At 61.0% G+C, this 17,068-nt stretch carries 19 protein-coding genes; 13 read left to right on the forward strand and 6 right to left on the reverse strand.

Translation table 11 applies throughout. The features are described 5' to 3' along the window. Positions 1–33: 33 nt before the first annotated feature. The 13 genes from trpS (at position 34) to ACR0D8_RS16160 (ending at position 11,620) form a co-directional block, all read left to right on the forward strand. The gene (gene trpS / locus ACR0D8_RS16100) at positions 34–1,062 is read left to right on the forward strand and encodes a tryptophan--tRNA ligase (protein WP_480648015.1); all 1,029 of its coding nucleotides are present in this window, start codon (positions 34–36) and stop codon (positions 1,060–1,062) included. A 58-nt stretch (positions 1,063–1,120) separates the two neighbouring features. Beyond that, positions 1,121–1,984 (forward strand): branched-chain amino acid aminotransferase, encoded by an 864-nt coding sequence (locus ACR0D8_RS16105; protein ID WP_480648017.1) that lies wholly within the window; start codon positions 1,121–1,123, stop codon positions 1,982–1,984. 66 nt (positions 1,985–2,050) lie between these two features. Further along, entirely contained in the window at positions 2,051–2,506 is a 456-nt protein-coding gene (locus tag ACR0D8_RS16110) for a universal stress protein (protein ID WP_475154425.1), read from the forward strand. A 9-nt stretch (positions 2,507–2,515) separates the two neighbouring features. Next, positions 2,516–3,109 (forward strand): DsbA family protein, encoded by a 594-nt coding sequence (locus tag ACR0D8_RS16115; protein WP_480648019.1) that lies wholly within the window; start codon positions 2,516–2,518, stop codon positions 3,107–3,109. A 69-nt stretch (positions 3,110–3,178) separates the two neighbouring features. Further along, on the forward strand, positions 3,179–3,742 hold the full coding sequence (locus ACR0D8_RS16120) for a NifU family protein (RefSeq protein WP_475154430.1): 564 nt from the start codon (positions 3,179–3,181) through the stop codon (positions 3,740–3,742). Further along, positions 3,732–4,316 carry a tRNA (adenosine(37)-N6)-threonylcarbamoyltransferase complex dimerization subunit type 1 TsaB gene (gene tsaB, locus ACR0D8_RS16125; protein ID WP_480648021.1) on the forward strand — a complete coding sequence of 195 codons (585 nt, stop codon included), beginning with the start codon at positions 3,732–3,734 and terminating at the stop codon, positions 4,314–4,316. Before ACR0D8_RS16120 ends, tsaB begins: the two co-directional genes overlap by 11 nt. Next, positions 4,313–4,732: a GNAT family N-acetyltransferase gene (locus ACR0D8_RS16130; protein WP_480648023.1), complete on the forward strand. Its 420-nt coding sequence runs from the start codon at positions 4,313–4,315 to the stop codon at positions 4,730–4,732. The genes tsaB and ACR0D8_RS16130 overlap by 4 nt, the downstream gene beginning before the upstream one ends. Before the next feature lie 153 nt (positions 4,733–4,885). Continuing rightward, on the forward strand, positions 4,886–5,884 hold the full coding sequence (locus ACR0D8_RS16135) for a BMP family lipoprotein (RefSeq protein WP_475154442.1): 999 nt from the start codon (positions 4,886–4,888) through the stop codon (positions 5,882–5,884). Between the two features lie 93 nt (positions 5,885–5,977). Then, positions 5,978–7,507, forward strand: a complete 1,530-nt coding sequence (locus ACR0D8_RS16140; RefSeq protein WP_480648025.1) for an ABC transporter ATP-binding protein — start codon at positions 5,978–5,980, stop codon at positions 7,505–7,507. Between the two features lie 3 nt (positions 7,508–7,510). Next, positions 7,511–8,605: an ABC transporter permease gene (locus tag ACR0D8_RS16145; protein ID WP_480648027.1), complete on the forward strand. Its 1,095-nt coding sequence runs from the start codon at positions 7,511–7,513 to the stop codon at positions 8,603–8,605. Continuing rightward, on the forward strand, positions 8,605–9,573 hold the full coding sequence (locus ACR0D8_RS16150; protein ID WP_480648029.1) for an ABC transporter permease: 969 nt from the start codon (positions 8,605–8,607) through the stop codon (positions 9,571–9,573). Before ACR0D8_RS16145 ends, ACR0D8_RS16150 begins: the two co-directional genes overlap by 1 nt. 356 nt (positions 9,574–9,929) lie before the next feature. Next, positions 9,930–10,850, forward strand: a complete 921-nt coding sequence (locus ACR0D8_RS16155) for a sulfite exporter TauE/SafE family protein (protein ID WP_475154451.1) — start codon at positions 9,930–9,932, stop codon at positions 10,848–10,850. 2 nt (positions 10,851–10,852) lie between these two features. After that, the gene (locus ACR0D8_RS16160; RefSeq protein WP_480648031.1) at positions 10,853–11,620 is read left to right on the forward strand and encodes a TIGR02186 family protein; all 768 of its coding nucleotides are present in this window, start codon (positions 10,853–10,855) and stop codon (positions 11,618–11,620) included. A gap of 3 nt (positions 11,621–11,623) precedes the next feature. On the opposite strand, the gene ACR0D8_RS16165 is transcribed toward ACR0D8_RS16160, so the two are convergent. The 6 genes from ACR0D8_RS16165 to ccrA all read right to left on the reverse strand — a co-directional run bounded on the left by ACR0D8_RS16165 (position 11,624) and on the right by ccrA (position 17,033). After that, complete coding sequence (locus ACR0D8_RS16165) at positions 11,624–12,352, reverse strand: SDR family oxidoreductase (RefSeq protein WP_480648033.1); 729 nt, start codon at positions 12,350–12,352, stop codon at positions 11,624–11,626. Beyond that, the gene (locus ACR0D8_RS16170; RefSeq protein ID WP_480648035.1) at positions 12,349–13,881 is read right to left on the reverse strand and encodes an ATP-dependent DNA helicase; all 1,533 of its coding nucleotides are present in this window, start codon (positions 13,879–13,881) and stop codon (positions 12,349–12,351) included. The genes ACR0D8_RS16165 and ACR0D8_RS16170 overlap by 4 nt, the downstream gene beginning before the upstream one ends. 60 nt (positions 13,882–13,941) lie before the next feature. Further along, complete coding sequence (locus tag ACR0D8_RS16175) at positions 13,942–14,580, reverse strand: acyl-homoserine-lactone synthase (protein ID WP_480648037.1); 639 nt, start codon at positions 14,578–14,580, stop codon at positions 13,942–13,944. An 84-nt stretch (positions 14,581–14,664) separates the two neighbouring features. After that, positions 14,665–15,366, reverse strand: coding sequence for a helix-turn-helix transcriptional regulator (locus ACR0D8_RS16180; RefSeq protein WP_480648039.1), 702 nt, complete (start codon positions 15,364–15,366; stop codon positions 14,665–14,667). After that, positions 15,323–15,541 carry a hypothetical protein gene (locus ACR0D8_RS16185; protein ID WP_475154463.1) on the reverse strand — a complete coding sequence of 73 codons (219 nt, stop codon included), beginning with the start codon at positions 15,539–15,541 and terminating at the stop codon, positions 15,323–15,325. Before ACR0D8_RS16185 ends, ACR0D8_RS16180 begins: the two co-directional genes overlap by 44 nt. Positions 15,542–15,746: 205 nt before the next feature. Continuing rightward, complete coding sequence (gene ccrA, locus ACR0D8_RS16190) at positions 15,747–17,033, reverse strand: crotonyl-CoA carboxylase/reductase (protein ID WP_480648040.1); 1,287 nt, start codon at positions 17,031–17,033, stop codon at positions 15,747–15,749. Positions 17,034–17,068 lie beyond the last annotated feature (35 nt).

The raw sequence follows: 17,068 nt of genomic DNA on the forward strand, positions 1-17,068 counted from the left end.
GGGGCTGATTTTTCCAGACGGGAGTTCCCTTCGATGACCGAGACCCAGTTCACACCGCGCGTGTTTTCCGGCATCCAGCCGTCGGGAAACCTGCACCTTGGCAACTACCTTGGTGCGCTCAAGCGGTTTGTGGATATGCAGGGCCCTGAGTTCGAGACCATCTATTGCATGGTTGACCTGCACGCGATCACCGTCTGGCAGGACCCGGCCCGCCTGCGTGAAAAGACGCGCGAGGTCTGCGCGGGTTTCATCGCCGCCGGTCTGGACCCCGAGAAATCGATCCTGTTCAACCAAAGCCAGGTGGCAGAACACACGCAGCTGGCCTGGATCTTCAACTGCATCGCCCGGATGGGCTGGATGCAGCGGATGACGCAGTTCAAGGATAAGGCAGGCAAGAATGCACAGAACGCCTCGCTGGGGCTGTTTGCCTACCCGGCGCTGATGGCGGCGGACATTCTGACCTATCACGCGACCCATGTGCCGGTGGGCGAAGACCAGAAACAGCACCTTGAGCTGACCCGCGACATTGCCATCAAGTTCAACCACGATTACGGCGTGGACTTCTTTCCGGTGACGGAACCGGTCATCGGAGGCCCCGCGCCGCGCGTGATGAACCTGCGCGACGGGACGCGCAAGATGTCGTCTTCGGACCCGTCCGACATGACCCGGATCAACATGACCGACGATGCCGACGAGATCGCCAAGAAAATCCGCAAGGCCAAGACCGACCCGGATGCGCTGCCTTCGGGAATCGATGGTCTGGCCGAACGCCCAGAAGCGCGCAACCTGGTGAACATCTACGCCGCGCTCAGTGATCAGACAGCCGAGCAGGTGCTGGCCGAGGTCGGCGGAAAGCAATTCGGTGAGTTCAAGCCGATGCTCGCGGAACTGGCGGTGGCGAAACTGTCGCCGATCTCGTCTGAAATGGCCCGCCTGATGGGCGAACAGGCAGAGATCGAGCAGATTCTGGCGCGCGGCGCGGAACGGGCTCGCGCGATCGCGGCACCTATCCTGCAACAGGCCTACGACATCGTCGGCATGGTCGGCGCGAAACAGGGCTGATTACGCTGGACGTCGCCGCAAGCTCTTCCTAGGTTTGCCCAAAGCTTGGGAGGGCGTCATGGCAGTCGGGAAAAACATCCGCACCTATTTCGAGGGTCAATGGCATGACGGGGATGCCCCGATCATGCGGGCTGCCGATCATGGGGCGTGGCTGGGTTCGTCGGTTTTTGACGGCGCGCGGTATTTCGACGGAATGGCCCCCGATCTGGAAGCCCACTGCGCCCGGGTCAACAGATCAGCCGAGGCGCTGATGCTGACGCCCGGCGTTACAACCGAACAGATGGTCGAACTTGTCCGCGAAGGGCTTGACGCCTATGGCCCGGATGCCGCCGTCTATATTCGCCCGATGTACTGGGGAATCGACGGCGATGCGACCGCCATTGTGCCGCAGGAAAACAGCACCGGATTTGCCATCTGCCTGGAAGAAATCCCGATGGCGCCCGAAACCGCCTCGGCCACGCTGGGCCTGACCCGGTTTCGCCGTCCGGTTCTGGAATCTTCGGTCGTCAACGCCAAGGCCGGGTGTCTGTACCCCAATAACGCGCGCATGCTGCAAGAGGTCCGCGCCAGAGGCTTTTCCAACGCTTTGGTGGCGGATGCGCTTGGCCATGTGGCGGAAACGGCAACCGCCAATATCTTCTTGGTCCGCGACGGCGAGGTGTTCACACCGACCCCGAACGGCACCTTTCTGGCCGGCATCACCCGCGCCCGGCATATCGACAACCTGCGCGCGGACGGCGTGACCGTCCATGAATCGGTCCTCGGCTTCGACGACTTCCACGCAGCGGACGAGGTTTTCATGACCGGAAACATGAGCAAGATCACCCCCGTCACGGCGCTGGAAGACACACAGTATCAGGTCGGTCCGGTGGCCCGCCGCGCGCGCGAACTGTATTGGGACTGGGCCACCAGCACCCGCTAGGAAATGCCCGTGTTGCCAGCACGGATTTGGTCGGGCATGATCGCCCGAAATGAATGAGGACACCCCATGCGCAAGTTCCTAGTCGTTCTGGATGACAGCCGCGAATGCCTGAACGCCATGCGCTTTGCCGCCATGCGTGCCGCCCATACTGGTGGTGGCGTGACGATCCTGTCGGTCATCCCGCCGGATGAGTTCAACCACTGGATCGGCGTGGCCGAAGTGATGCGGGAAGAGGCGCGCGAACGTATCCATGCCCATTACGAGGTTTTTGCAAAATGGATGCGCGACAAGCAGAATGTCGACCCCGAACTGGCCATTCGCGAAGGCGACCCGGTTCCGCAGATCATCGAACATGTCCAGTCCGACCCTGAGATCGGCGTGCTTGTATTGGGTGCGGGCGTCGAAAAGAAAGGCCCCGGGCCGCTGGTGACCCAGCTGACCAAGAATTCCGGCAGCCTGCCCATTCCGATCACCATCGTGCCCGGTGATCTGAGCAAGGAAAAGCTGGAAGAAATCACCTGAGCCGCCGCGATGCCACGCAAAATCCAGTTCTGGTTCGAATTCGCCTCGACCTATTCCTATCTCAGCGCCATGCGCATCGAGGATCTGGCCGCGCAGCACGGGGTTTTGGTGGAATGGCACCCCTTTTTGCTGGGGCCGATCTTTGCCGCCCAGGGGTGGGACAACTCGCCGTTTAACCTCTACCCGGCCAAAGGGCGCTATATGTGGCGCGACATGGAGCGGTTGTCGGACCAGCGCGGCCTGACCTTCACCCGGCCCGATCCGTTCCCGCAGAACGGGTTGAAGGCCGCGCGACTGGTTCTGGCAATCGAAGCGCAGGCCCAAAGGGCGGCTTTTGTGCGCGCCGTCTACGCCGCGGAATTCGTCGATGGGCTGAACATTTCGGATGACAAGGTGCTGATCGATTGCCTCTCCGGGGTCAATTTGCCTGCTGCGACACTGACGCGCACACAGGATCCTGAAATCAAGGCTGCTTTGATCGAACAGACAAAGACGGCGCAGGCCAAGGGACTGTTCGGCGCGCCCAGTTTCCTTGTCGGGGATGAACTGTTCTGGGGTGATGACCGTCTGGATGAGGCGATGCGGCTGGCGGCGGATATTTAGAACGGTTCCAAATCTTGACTTCACCCGCGCGGACCCGCATATCAGAGGCAACTGAAACGGAGCCGTGACATGTTCATCCAGACCGAATCCACGCCGAACCCTGCAACCCTGAAATTCCTGCCCGGCCAGACCGTGCTGGAGGCAGGCACGGCTGATTTCCCAACGGCGGAGGCCGGGGAAAAATCGCCTTTGGCCAAGCGGATTTTCGCGGTGAACGGCGTGACCGGTGTGTTCTTTGGCAACGACTTCGTGACCGTGACCAAAGCCGACGACATCCAGTGGGACCATATCAAACCGGCGATCCTGGGTGCGGTGATGGAACATTACCAGTCCGGCCAGCCGGTCATGGGCGCGGATGCCACGACGGCCTCGGGCCACGCTGAACACACCGGCGAAGACGCTGAAATCGTCAACCAGATCAAAGACCTGCTGGACAGCCGTGTACGTCCGGCAGTGGCTCAGGACGGTGGCGACATCACGTTCCACGGATTCGACCGCGGCGTTGTCTATCTGCATATGCAAGGCGCCTGCGCGGGCTGCCCGTCCTCGACGCTGACCCTGAAGATGGGGATCGAGAATCTGCTGCGCCACTACATTCCCGAAGTGACCGAGGTTCGCCCCGTTGCCGTCTGACCCGGTCATTCTGGCATTTGACACATCGGCCGCGCATTGCGCGGCCGCTTTGCTGCGTGGCGACACGATCCTCGCTTCCTGCACCGAAGAAATGACACGCGGCCAGGCCGAGCGCCTGATGCCCCTGCTTGAAGAAATCCTGGCACAGGCAGGATTTACGTGGCGCGACCTGTCGGCGATTGGCGTCGGCATCGGGCCCGGCAACTTCACGGGCATCCGTATCTCGGTTTCGGCCGCGCGCGGACTGGCGCTGGGGCTTGGCGTACCCGCCGTGGGTGTTACCGGCTTTGACGCATTGGCTGAGACCGGTGACGGATTGCCGGCAATCCGCGCCCCGCGCGACCAGGTCTATGTTGCGATGCCCGGTCAAAAACCGGCACTGATGGCGAAGGAACAGGCAGAATCACTTGGGTCCCTGATCCTGAACGATGACCCCGACGCGCAGGTGCGCGCAATCGCACGTCTGACGGCGCAAAGATGGCGGACAACGACCGAGGCCCCTGCACCGCTGTATGTCCGCCCCGCGGACGCGGCCCCGTCCAAAGACGCACCTCCGGTCTTGCTGGACGAATGACACCACAGGACCTCGCCAGCATTCACCAGGCAGCGTTCAGCCGGTCGCGCCCCTGGACCGCTGACGAATTCGCCGGATTGCTGAGCAACCAGTTCACGCATGTCGTTGGCAACACGCAATCATTTGCCGTCTTTCAGGTAATCGCTGATGAGGCCGAGTTGCTGACCATCGCGACCCGTCCGGCGTTTCAGCGTCGCGGGCTGGCGCGACAGGTCATGCAGGATTGGCACGCAAGGGCGGTTCGCCTGGGCGCGGCCCGGGCTTTTCTGGACGTGGCGGCAGACAACCGCCCTGCCATCGCGCTGTACGAACTATGTGGCTATAGACCCTGCGGTTTGCGAAAGGGTTACTATCTGCATGAAAATACTGAAAAAATCGACGCGATCACCATGGAGTGCACCCTGAGCAGGCCATAATTCCGAATTTTTTTCGACCATTTGGTCAAAAATCTGTTGACCACGGCTGTTGCAAACAGCCTTAATTCCCGCCATCACAACAGTTATGCTCGCTCACAGTGGGTAAACGGGGCTATCTTGGCCTCGACCGACAATAACCAACGGGAGTATGAAATGACCCTGATGAAATCCTTGATGGGTGCCGCCGCCGCTGTCGCTTTGACTGCGGGTGCGGCGATGGCCGAACCGGCCCTGATCTTTGATCTGGGCGGCAAGTTCGACAAATCGTTCAACGAGGCCGCGCATAACGGTGCGCAGCGCTGGGCCGACGAGACCGGCGGAACGTACCGTGAGATCGAATTGCAGTCCGAAGCCCAGCGCGAACAGGCGCTGCGCCGTTTTGCCGAAGCAGGTGCCAACCCCATCATCACCATGGGTTTCGCGATGGCTGACCCGCTCTCGGCTGTTGCGGGCGACTATCCCGACACCAAGTTCGTCGCCGTTGACGTGAACTGGCTGGACGCGCCGAACATCCGCCAGGTCAGCTTTGCCGAGCACGAAGGCTCGTATCTGGTCGGCATGATGGCCGCCATGGCGTCGGAATCGGGCACCGTGGGCTTTATCGGCGGCATGGACATTCCGCTGATCCGCCACTTTGGCTGCGGCTATGCGCAGGGCGCCAAGGCCGTGAACCCAGACATCAACGTTGTTGCCAACATGACCGGGACCACCCCGGCCGCGTGGAACGACCCGGTGAAAGGGTCCGAACTGACCAAGGCCCAGATCAGCCAGGGCGCTGACGTGATCTATGCGGCCGCAGGCGGCACTGGCGTGGGTGTTCTGCAAACCGCGGCCGACGAGGGCATCCTGTCGATCGGCGTGGACAGCAACCAGAACCACCTGCACCCGGGCAAGGTACTGACCTCGATGCTGAAGCGCGTGGACGTTGCCGTCTATGACGCCATGAGCGCAGGCGAAAACCTTGAGACCGGGGTATTCGCCATGGGTCTGGCCGAAGAGGGCGTGGGCGTCGCAATGGACGACAACAACGCAACCCTGGTGACCGACGACATGAAAGGCGCGATCGACAAGGCGCGTCAGGACATCATCGACGGCAATGTCGCGGTTGTCAGCTACTACGAGAACGACAGCTGCCCCGCACTGCAGTTCTGATATCCCGCGGGACGGGGGAATGCCCCCGCCCCGCATCCACTTTGCCGTTCCGGCCTTGGACCGGGCGGCCCTTTCGGCAATTGAGGACAAGACATGACCGTCCCCGCCATTGAGCTCAAAGGGATCTCCAAAGCCTTTGGGCCGGTTCAGGCCAACAAAGACATTTCCATCAGCGTCGCCCCCGGCACGATCCACGGGATCATCGGAGAGAACGGTGCGGGCAAATCCACGCTGATGAGCATTCTCTACGGCTTCTACAAAGCCGATAAGGGTGAGATCTGGATCAACGGATCAAAGACTGACATCCCCGACAGCCAGGCGGCCATCGCCGCGGGCATCGGGATGGTGTTTCAGCACTTTAAGCTGGTCGAAAACTTCACCGTTCTGGAAAATATCGTTCTGGGTGCGGAAGATGGCGGCCTGTTGGCCCCGTCTCTGGCCAAGGCGCGCAAGGAACTGAAAGCGCTGGAAGAGGAATACGAGCTGTTCGTCGATCCCGACATGCGAATCGACGAGATTGGCGTGGGCATGCAGCAGCGTGTCGAAATTCTCAAGGCGCTGTACCGGCGGGCCGAGATTCTGATTCTGGACGAACCCACCGGCGTGCTGACCCCGGCCGAGGCCGATCAGCTGTTCCGCATCCTCGGCCGTCTGCGCGCCGAAGGAAAAACCATCATCCTGATCACCCACAAACTGCGGGAAATCATGGACGCCACGGACACGGTATCGGTGATGCGCCGGGGTCAGATGACCGCGACCGTTAAGACGACTGAAACCAACCCGCAGGAACTGGCCGAACTGATGGTGGGCCGCAAGGTTCTGTTGCAGGTCGACAAAGTGCCCGCCCAGCCAGGCAAGCCCATTCTGGAAATCGAAAACCTGCGGGTTTCGGACGATGCTGGTGTCGAACGGGTCAAGGGCATCGACCTGACTGTGCGCGCGGGTGAGATCGTCGGTATTGCCGGTGTTGCCGGCAACGGCCAGTCGGAACTGCTGGAGGTTCTGGGCGGGATGCGTCCCGGACAGGGAATGATCCGGCTGAACGGCGCGCCACTGGCGCTTAGCGGTCCTGGTTCAGATGGCCAGGCCCGGCGCGCGCAGCATATCGCACATGTGCCGGAAGACCGGCAGCGCGAAGGTCTGATCATGGATTTCCACGCCTGGGAAAACGTGGCCTTCGGCTATCATCGGGATCCCGCCTATAAGCGTGGCATTTTCATGGACAACGCGGCGCTGCGCGCAGACACCGAGGCCAAGATCGAAAAATTCGACGTGCGCCCGCCCGATGGCTGGCTGGCCGCCAAGAACTTTTCCGGCGGCAACCAGCAGAAAATCGTTGTCGCGCGCGAGATCGAGCGTAACCCCGATCTGTTGCTGGTCGGGCAACCGACCCGGGGCGTGGATATCGGTGCGATCGAATTCATTCACAAGCAGATCGTCGCCCTGCGCGATCAGGGCAAGGCGATCCTGCTGGTCTCGGTCGAGTTAGAGGAGATCTTCTCGCTCTCCGACCGGATCGCGGTGATGTTTGACGGACATATCATGGGCGAGCGCCTGCCCCATGAGACAGATGAAAAAGAACTGGGCCTGCTGATGGCCGGCGTTGCGGGAGAGGCCGCGTGAACCATGGATAAAATGCCCAAATGGGCCGATGTCGTTCTGATCCCGCTGATCAGTCTGATACTGGCCGCAATTCTATCGGCGCTGGTCATCCTCGCCATCGGTGAAAACCCGGCCGAAGCCGTAAACCTGATGGTGACGGGCGCGCTGGGGTCGACCTATGGCTGGGGCTATACGCTCTATTACGCGACCAATTTCATGTTCACCGGGCTGGCGGTGGCGGTGGCGTTTCACGCCCGGCTGTTCAACATCGGCGGTGAAGGTCAGGCGATGCTGGGTGGCCTTGGCGTCGCCATCGTCTGTCTGTACGTGCCGTGGCCGCATTGGAGCATCGCCCTGCTGGCTGCCTGTGCGGCCTCGATGCTGTTCGGCGCGGCCTGGGCTGCGATCCCGGCCTATCTGCAGGCCAAGCGCGGCAGCCATATCGTGATCACAACGATCATGTTCAACTTTATTGCCGCGGCGCTTCTGAACTACATGCTGGTTAACGTGATGCGTCCGCAGGGGTCACAGGACCCGGCAACGGCGCGTTTCGCCGAAACCGTACATCTGCCGACCTTCCAGTCGATGTTCTCGACCGCCGAAAATGCGGTGTTCCGCGGCGCGCCGGCCAATATCTCTTTCTTTGTGGCCATTCTGGCCTGCGTCATCGTATGGGCTCTGATCTGGCGGACGCGGCTGGGCTATGAAATCCGTGCATACGGCCTTTCCGAAACCGGTGCGGTCTATGCCGGCATCTCTCCGGTCCGCATCACCATCATCGCAATGCTGATTTCGGGCGCGCTGGCCGGTCTGATGGCGATCAACAATGTGATGGGCGAGGCAGAGCGGCTGGTTCTGAACTCCACCGAAGGTGCGGGCTTTATCGGCATCGCCGTGGCGCTGATGGGCCGGTCCCATCCGTTCGGCGTATTCCTGGCGGCGATCCTGTTCGGCTTCCTCTATCAGGGCGGCGCTGAACTGGCGCTGTGGACATCAATCCCGCGCGAGCTGATCGTCGTCATTCAGGCGCTGGTGATCCTGTTTACAGGGGCGCTGGACAACATGGTGCGGATGCCGCTTGAGAGACTGTTCCTCAACCTGCGGAAGGGGGCAGAGTGATGGAGTTCTTCGTAACACTCATTCAGGTCCTCGATTCGACCATCCGTCTGGCCACGCCGCTGCTTCTGGCCTGCCTTGCGGGGCTTTATTCGGAACGGGCCGGTATTTTCGACATCGGGCTTGAAGGCAAGATGCTGATGGCCGCCTTTTTCTCGGCAGCCGTCGCGGCGGTGACCGGGTCGGTTTGGCTGGGTCTTCTGGCCGGGATCGCCTCGTCCCTGCTGCTTTCCGGGCTGCATGGTCTGGCCTCGATCACGTTCCGGGGCAATCAGCTGATCTCGGGCGTCGCCATCAACTTTCTGGCGGCCGGCATGACGGTTCTGGTGGCGCAAAGCTGGTTCCAGCAGGGCGGCCGCACGCCATCGCTGTTTGGCGGCGGACGGTTCACGCCGATCAACTTTCCCTTCGCTGAAGCGTTAAGCGGTGTGCCGGTCATAGGGCCGATTTATTCCGAGTTGCTTTCGGGTCACTCCATCCTTGTTTACATCGCGTTCCTGATGGTTCCGGCGACCTGGTGGATCCTGTACCGGACGCGGTTCGGCCTGCGCCTGCGCGCCGTGGGTGAAAACCCCGCCGCAGTGGATACCGCGGGCGTATCGGTTGTGGGCCTGCGCTTTGCCGCTGTTGCGATCTGCGGCATACTCTGCGGTGTCGCCGGGGCTTATCTGGCGACCGCGCTGCAGGCGGGTTTCGTCAAAGACATGACCGCTGGACGCGGGTTCATCGCGCTGGCCGCGCTGATCTTTGCGAAATGGCGGCCGTGGCATGCGATGTGGGCCTGTCTGCTGTTCGGTCTGCTGCAGGCAGTCGCGCTGCGTTTCCAGAACATCGATCTGGGCGGTGTGGTGATCCCGGTGCAGGTCATGGACGCCCTGCCCTATATCCTGACCGTCGTCATTCTGGCCGGCTTCGTGGGCAAGGCAATCCCGCCGCGCGCCGGGGGCGAGCCCTATGTGAAAGAACGCTGATAGGTCCAGTTTCAGACTGATTTCAGTCCTGTTCGCTGCAGAGCGGCATGCAGAGTTGATTTTGCATGCCGCAACCGTTCTAAAGAGGTATGAATGTGTTTCCTGTGATAGCCGGCCAAAGGCCAACCCGAGTCAGGGTGATCGCAGCACAGGACCGCCCCGGATACGGGGCGCATTTCATTGACAAGCCTGATCTGACTGCCCGCGGCACTGCGCGCGCCCTGCAAGGCAGATCGATTTTCGCCATGCGGCCACAGGGTATTTCGCCCGCGCGCCACATCAAAGCCTCACCACTATGTCATGGGGCCGGGCGGTGCGCTTTGCGCGTTCCGGCCAGCCTCATCCGGTAATTCAATATGCAGATTTACCTTCCTATCGCCGAAGTCTCTGTGAACGCCTTTCTTCTGCTGGGGCTGGGTGGGATGGTCGGTATCCTGTCAGGCATGTTCGGCGTCGGTGGCGGGTTCCTGATGACACCACTGCTGTTTTTCATCGGCATTCCGCCTGCTGTCGCCGTTGCGACCGAAGCCAATCAGATCGTGGCCTCGTCCTTTTCGGGCGTTCTGGCGCATTTCCGACGAAAGACCGTTGATTTCAAAATGGGGACGGTCCTTCTAAGCGGCGGCCTGATCGGCGCGGCGCTTGGGGTCGTGGTGTTCAATTACCTCAAAAGCCTGGGTCAGGTCGATCTGTTGGTGACGCTGTGCTATGTCGTCTTTCTTGGCGTCGTCGGCAGCCTGATGTTTGTCGAAAGCCTGAATGCCCTGCGCAAGTCCAAAAGGCCGGGCACGGGGCCGGCACCACGCCGCCAGCGCGGTTGGGTTCATGCGATGCCGTTCAAGATGCGTTTTCGCACGTCGGGCCTTTATATCTCGGTTCTGCCGCCGATGCTGGTCGGGCTTTGCGTTGGGGTCTTGTCGGCCATCATGGGTGTCGGCGGCGGCTTCATCATGGTGCCCGCGATGATCTATCTGCTGGGCATGCCCACCAAGGTCGTGGTGGGTACGTCGCTGTTCCAGATCATCTTCGTGACCGCCTTTACCACCATGTTGCATGCCACCACCAACTATACGGTCGATATCGTTCTGGCCGTTCTGTTGCTGGTCGGCGGTGTTGTCGGGGCCCAGATCGGAACCGTGATCGGTTCACGGATGCCGGCCGAGCAATTGCGGGTATTGCTGGCCGCGCTCGTGCTGGTGGTCTGCGGTAAGCTCGCCCTCGACCTTTTGCTGGAACCGTCGGAACTCTACTCGCTTGGCAATGGCGGGGGGCACTGACCATGCTGAGACGTCTGCTTCTGATATTGCTTTTGTGCTGCACCCCGGCGCTGGCCGAGGAAGAACAGGTCGTTCTGGGCCTCAGCCAGGATCGGGTTGCCATCACCGCCAATTTCGACGGCTCGGAAATCCTGATCTTTGGCGCGGTGAAACGCGAAACGCCAATCCCGTCCGGGCCGCCGCTTGAGGTGATCGTGGCCGTGGCCGGACCGTCCAGCCCGGTGACCGTCCGGCGCAAGTCGCGAAAGCTGGGCATCTGGGTCAATACCGACAGCGTTCTGGTCGACCTCGCCCCCAGCTTCTACGCGGTGGCGACCAGCGCGCCGCTGGACGATATCCTGACCGACACCGAAGACCTGCGAAACCGGATCTCGATCGAGCGGGCGATCCGTTCGGTTGGCGCGGCCATGCATATCCGCGGCGCACAGGATTTTGCCGATGCCGTTGTGCGTATCCGCGAAGACGAGGGGCTCTACTCGATCCGCGAGGACACGGTGGCCGTGGACGAACAGACCTTGTTCCGCACCTCGATCGAAATGCCCGCCGACCTGACCGAGGGTGACTATGTCGCCCGGATATTCCTGACCCGTGGCGGTGAGGTCATATCGCAGTTCCAGACCACAATCGACGTGCGCAAGGTCGGGTTGGAGCGGTTCCTTTACAACATGTCGCGTCAGCAACCGGTCTGGTACGGGCTCATGTCGCTGGTCATTGCAATTGCGGCCGGATGGGGCGCATCGACCGCGTTCCGCCTGTTGCGCGAAAACTGATCGCTAACCCCGGCCTATATAGGGCATCGTGGTCGCCATAATGGTCATGAACTGTACGTTGGCTTCCGGCGGCAGGCTGGCCATGTGCAGCACCGAACGCGCCGCATCTTCAACAGCCATGGTCGGATCAGGTTGCTGCCCGGCGGCGGTTGCCGCGTCCACCAGCCCCTGAACCATCTGCGTTCGGGCGTTGCCGATATCAATCTGGCCGCAGGCAATCCCAAAATCGCGCCCATCCAGAGACAGGCTGCGGGTCAGGCCGGTTATCGCATGTTTCGTTGCTGAATAGTGGACCGAATTGGGACGCGGCACATGCGCGGCAATCGATCCGTTGTTGATGATCCGCCCGCCCTGCGGTGATTGGTGCCGCATGGCGCGAAACGCCGCTCGTGCGCACAGGAACATGCCGTTCAGGTTCACGTTGACGCTCTGATACCAAGCCTCTAGCGCGATCTCGTCAATCGTGCCGCCAGGCGCGAAAATGCCTGCATTGTTGAACAGAACATCCAGTCGGCCCGTATGATCCTGAAACGTCGCGAAGGCGGTCTGAACCGCATCCGCATCGGTCACATCCGCGACCAATACGATTGCGTTTTCGTGGCCGGATGCCATCTGATGCAGCCTGTCGGCGCTGCGGGCCAGCAAACCCACCGTCCAGCCCTCGGACAAAAACAGCTCTGCCGTGGCCTTTCCGATGCCGGAGCTTGCGCCGGTTACGATGATGGAATTCATATCTCCTCCGCCTCCAATGTCAGCGAGGCCACCGGCGCTGCCCGCAGATCGTCCACGCGCAGCGGATGGGTGGGCTTGGCCAGCCGATTACGAACCACCCAGATCAGACGTTCCTGCGCGCGTGTGATGGCCACATAGGCCAGGCGTTTCCACAGCGGCTGCCCCGCCTCGGTCCGGCCCATCCGAGCGGCGGCGTAAATGTCCGGCGCAAAGACCTGAACCGTGTCCCATTGCGAACCCTGCGCCTTGTGAATGGTCACCGCGGCGCCGTGCAGAAAGGTCGCGCCCATGCGTGCGGCATAGGGAATGAAAGGCTCTTCCTCATCCGGTTTTTCAATTTTGACGATGGACGCGGCGCTGACTTGCGGGTCTTCGGCCCCCATCACGTGCAGGCGTGAAAAACCCGGCTTGCGCCCCGGCCCCAGATAGATGACCTGCGCGCCCTTGATCAGCCCGCGCGCCTCAAGGTCCAGACGTTTCTTGCGGTGCTTCAGTGGCAGTTCAATGCCATCACAGATCAGCGGCTCGCCTTCCAGCAATTCGGTTTCCGGCGCGCCATGCACCTGTCGGAAGGCTTGGATCAGGCGGATACGCGTGGCGTTGCGCCAGACCAGAACCGGGCTGCGGGCCATCAGATCAACCTCGACCCGCTGCCCCCAGATGACGCGGTCGTCCTGTCGCGCGGTCTGCTCGACCAGACGTTCGAAATCCTCGAACCCCATCTGCGGATCGGCCAGAGCATGGGCCAGATCCAGAATCGGGTTGTCGGCCTCCTGTCGGTGGACCCGGTGCAATACCTGTTTGCGCGGTTCGGGTAGCCCGTCGAACACCATGCTGCCCGACTGATTGACCGGGGCCAGCTGCGCCGGATCACCGAACAAAAGGAGGGTCGGAAAGATCTCCTGCAGGTCTTCGAATTGCCGGTCATCCAGCATCGAGGCTTCGTCGACGAACCCGATGTCCAGCGGCTCATCCCGGCGTTTCCAGCCGGTGATGAAATCCGATCCGCGCAGCCCGGCAGCGGCCAAGGCACCGGGGATCGACTTGTTATTTTGATAAAACGCAGCCGCACGATCCAGCGCCTCGTCCGTCAGGCCATCGATCTCGGGGCGCTCATCATTGCCGGCCAGCCATTCGGCGATCCGTTCGTATTCCGGGTCATAGACCGGGGTATAGAGGATGCGGTGAATGGTCGTCGCCGGCACGCCCCGCAGGCGCAGAACACTGGCGGCCTTGTTGGTGGGGGCAAGGATGGCCAGGCTGCGCTTTTCCCGCGCTTTGCGGCTTTCAAAATCGCCGGAAACGATCTGAACGCCGGTTTCGGCCAGCGCCTTGTACAATTCCGCCAGCAATAGTGTTTTGCCCGACCCCGCCTTGCCGATCACCGCCATAACGCCGGATTTTCCGTTGCCCGGCAGTTTCAGCAGGGCATCGTCGTCCAGATCGACACCGGCCGTTTTCAGCATCTCGGCGATGCTGTCATACGCGGCGGCCTGATCATCGGAGAAGGTGACTGGGGGCAATGACATGGCGCGACCCTACAGGGCCGCGCCAGCTATCACCAGATATGGATTTTTGTTTTCCGACGATTACGCGGACAGGGCGAACCGGTGCTGCCGCCCCGTCCCAAACGCTGTTTTGAACCACAGGCGGGACAGCTCACGCGGGATGCCGGCGCGTTCAGCCACGCGGTTGCAATCGTCGGCCGAATAAGGCCACAACCCGACCGAAATCTGATCGCGCCCCGCCCCTTCGGTGCCCAAAACAACCGGCGACGACCCGATTAGGCGGTAAATCCGGATCATCCGTGAGTCGAACACCCCGGCAATATGGGTCAAGCCGAACCCCTCCATCACCTCACCGCCGCTCAGCATGATGGCTCCGGCCGTGTGCGGGCTCGCCCGGCGCGACAGGCAGAACCGGGTCACTTCCCAGATCAGCGGGCTATGGATCGGACGGCCGCCGGTCAGGTGCCCGAACACCTCGTTTACCATAACTGGGCCGGTGGTCGGCAGAATGCGCATGGACCCGCCGTGGCTGCCATCCTCTTCCTCCCAAATGACATACAGGGGGTTGAGATCGTCATACTGATCCCGTTCCTCTCCCCTGTCATTGACGTGAACATCCCATCCCAGTCGGGTTTTGAACTGGTCCGCGCGGTCGCGGAACATCCCCTTGGCCAATTCCGGATACTTGTGCAGCTCGTCGGCATAAAGATAGCGCAACATGACTTTTTTCCCCTTGTCGTCCTGTGCAGGAACGAAGGGGGTACAAAGTCATGGTTAATTTCCGGTTCGGAGGGCGCGCGGGCCTTAAACCACTATTAATCCTCTGCTCAACGCCGTGGCGATGGCATGGGTGGTATTCTGCGCCCCAAGTTTAGCGCGGGCGCTTTCGATATAGACCCGTAGCGTATGTTCCGAGATCGACAGAGAATGCGCCACTTGCGCCCGGCTATAACCAAGGGCCAGCAGGGTGATGGCGTCCACCTCTCGCGGGGACAAACCACGCGCGGCGTCCGGTTGCCGGTTGCTTTCGAATTCCAGGGCCTTTCGGTTGAAGAAATGGGCGATCAGGATCAACTCGCGCCCATACGCTTCGATGAACTTCTGCCAATTGGCGTCGTCGCAGGAATGATTGACCGTGAACAGCGCAAACTGTCCTTTCGGCCCGCGGATCGGGATTGAATACCCCTGATTGCCGACCCCGTGGCTGCGGGCGTCCTGCAAGAAGGCTTTCGCCACTTTGCCGGACCAGTCCAGCGTTTTCCAATCCACCGGGTGGAACCGTTGGAAACACCCCAATATGACCGGATCAATTCGGTGGTAATTTCTTTCCTGATAACGTGCGGCCCAGGCGTCGGGATAGGTCGTATAGCCGTATTGATCGCCGGCACCGTCGACCCAATGGTAAATCAGATGTTCAATTTGCAGCCGATCCCGCAACCGGACCGCAACGTCGCTTAATTCGTCAAGCGTGCTGGTGTTTTCCAAGTCCTCCAGGACCTGGCCCATATCGAGATTTATTCCCATCCGCGGGCGCCCGTACCTCAGTCTGCATGGACGCAATCTCGGCGGCGGCGATCAGCTTGGTGTCATCCAGCTGCTCGGCGAGCGCGATCAAACCGTTCTCAACAGCGAAGGCGTTGAGGTCCGACAAAACGTCCAGTATCCACTCATTCTGCGCCATCAGGGTCTCTCCGAAACGGTTAACGAAGGGTTAACACAACCATAGCATGTAAGGTATTTTTTAGCCTATTCACTGGTTTCTACTCCCCAAAAACAGCGGGGGTGCGATCTGTAACCCATTGAAAAATTTAACATCGCCGCCAAAAACTTAGCGCCCGCGAACCGACAGGGCGATTCGCGGGCGCTGGATCATTTTTTCTGGTGAATTACCCGCGCGCGTCCAGAACCTCTTCCAAAGTGCGCATTCCCGTCCGCGGGGCCTGAACCAGAACCGACATATTGCCGGGCTTATGTTCGTTCCGCATCATCTTCATATGCGCCTCGGGCAGGTCGCTCCAGGAAAACACCTCGGACATGCAGGGATCCAGACGGCGCTCGACCATCAACTGGTTCGCGGCGGATGCCTGTTTGAGGTGGGCAAAATGCGAGCCCTGCAGGCGTTTCTGGTGCATCCACATATAGCGCACGTCGAAGGTCAGGTTATAGCCGGTGGTGCCCGCGCAGATCACAACCATGCCGCCCTTTTTCACCACAAACGTGGACACCGGGAAAGTGCTTTCGCCGGGGTGTTCGAACACCAAGTCGACATTCACGCCCTTGCCGGTGATGTCCCAGATGGCCTTGCCGAACTTGCGGGCCTCATTGAACCACTCGGCGTATTCCGGCGTGTTGACCGTGGGCAATTGACCCCAGCAGTTGAAATCCTTGCGGTTGATGACGCCTTTTGCGCCCAGTCCCATGACGAAGTCGCGCTTGCTTTCGTCCGAGATCACGCCAATCGCATTTGCACCCGCGGTGTTGATGAGCTGGATCGCATAAGACCCCAGACCGCCCGACGCGCCCCAGACCAGAACGTTCTGACCCGGCTTCAGGTCATGCGGCTCGTGCCCGAACAGCATCCGGTAGGCGGTGGCCAGCGTCAGCGTGTAGCAGGCGCTTTCTTCCCAAGTCAGGTGCTTGGGGCGCGGCATCAGCTGCTGCGCCTGCACATTGGTAAACTGGGCAAACGAGCCATCCGGCGTCTCATAGCCCCAGATCCGCTGGCTGTCCGAATACATCGGGTCGCCACCGTTGCAGGCCTCGTCGTCGCCGTCGTCCTGGTTGCAATGGATCACAACCTCATCGCCGACTTTCCAGCGGCGCACCTTGTCGCCAACCGCCCAAACGATGCCCGATGCGTCGGAACCGGCGATGTGGAACGGCTGACCGTGGCCATCAAACGGGCTGATCGGCTTGCCCAGCGACGCCCAGACGCCGTTGTAGTTGACGCCGGCCGCCATCACCAGAACCAGCACTTCGTGGCTGTCCAGCTTGGGTACATCCACCACTTCCAGCTGCATGGCCGTGTTGGGTTCGCCGTGACGCTCTTTGCGGATGGCCCAGGCGTACATTTTCTTGGGGACGAACCCCATCGGAGGGATTTCACCCATTTCATAGAGGTCTTTTTCCGGTGCCTCGTACGACGCGATGCCGCTGTCGGTGTCCAAAGCCATGTTGGCCTCCTTGTCTCTTAAACCTTTGCCGCGAT

Source organism: Ruegeria sp. BG10, from assembly GCF_056538575.1.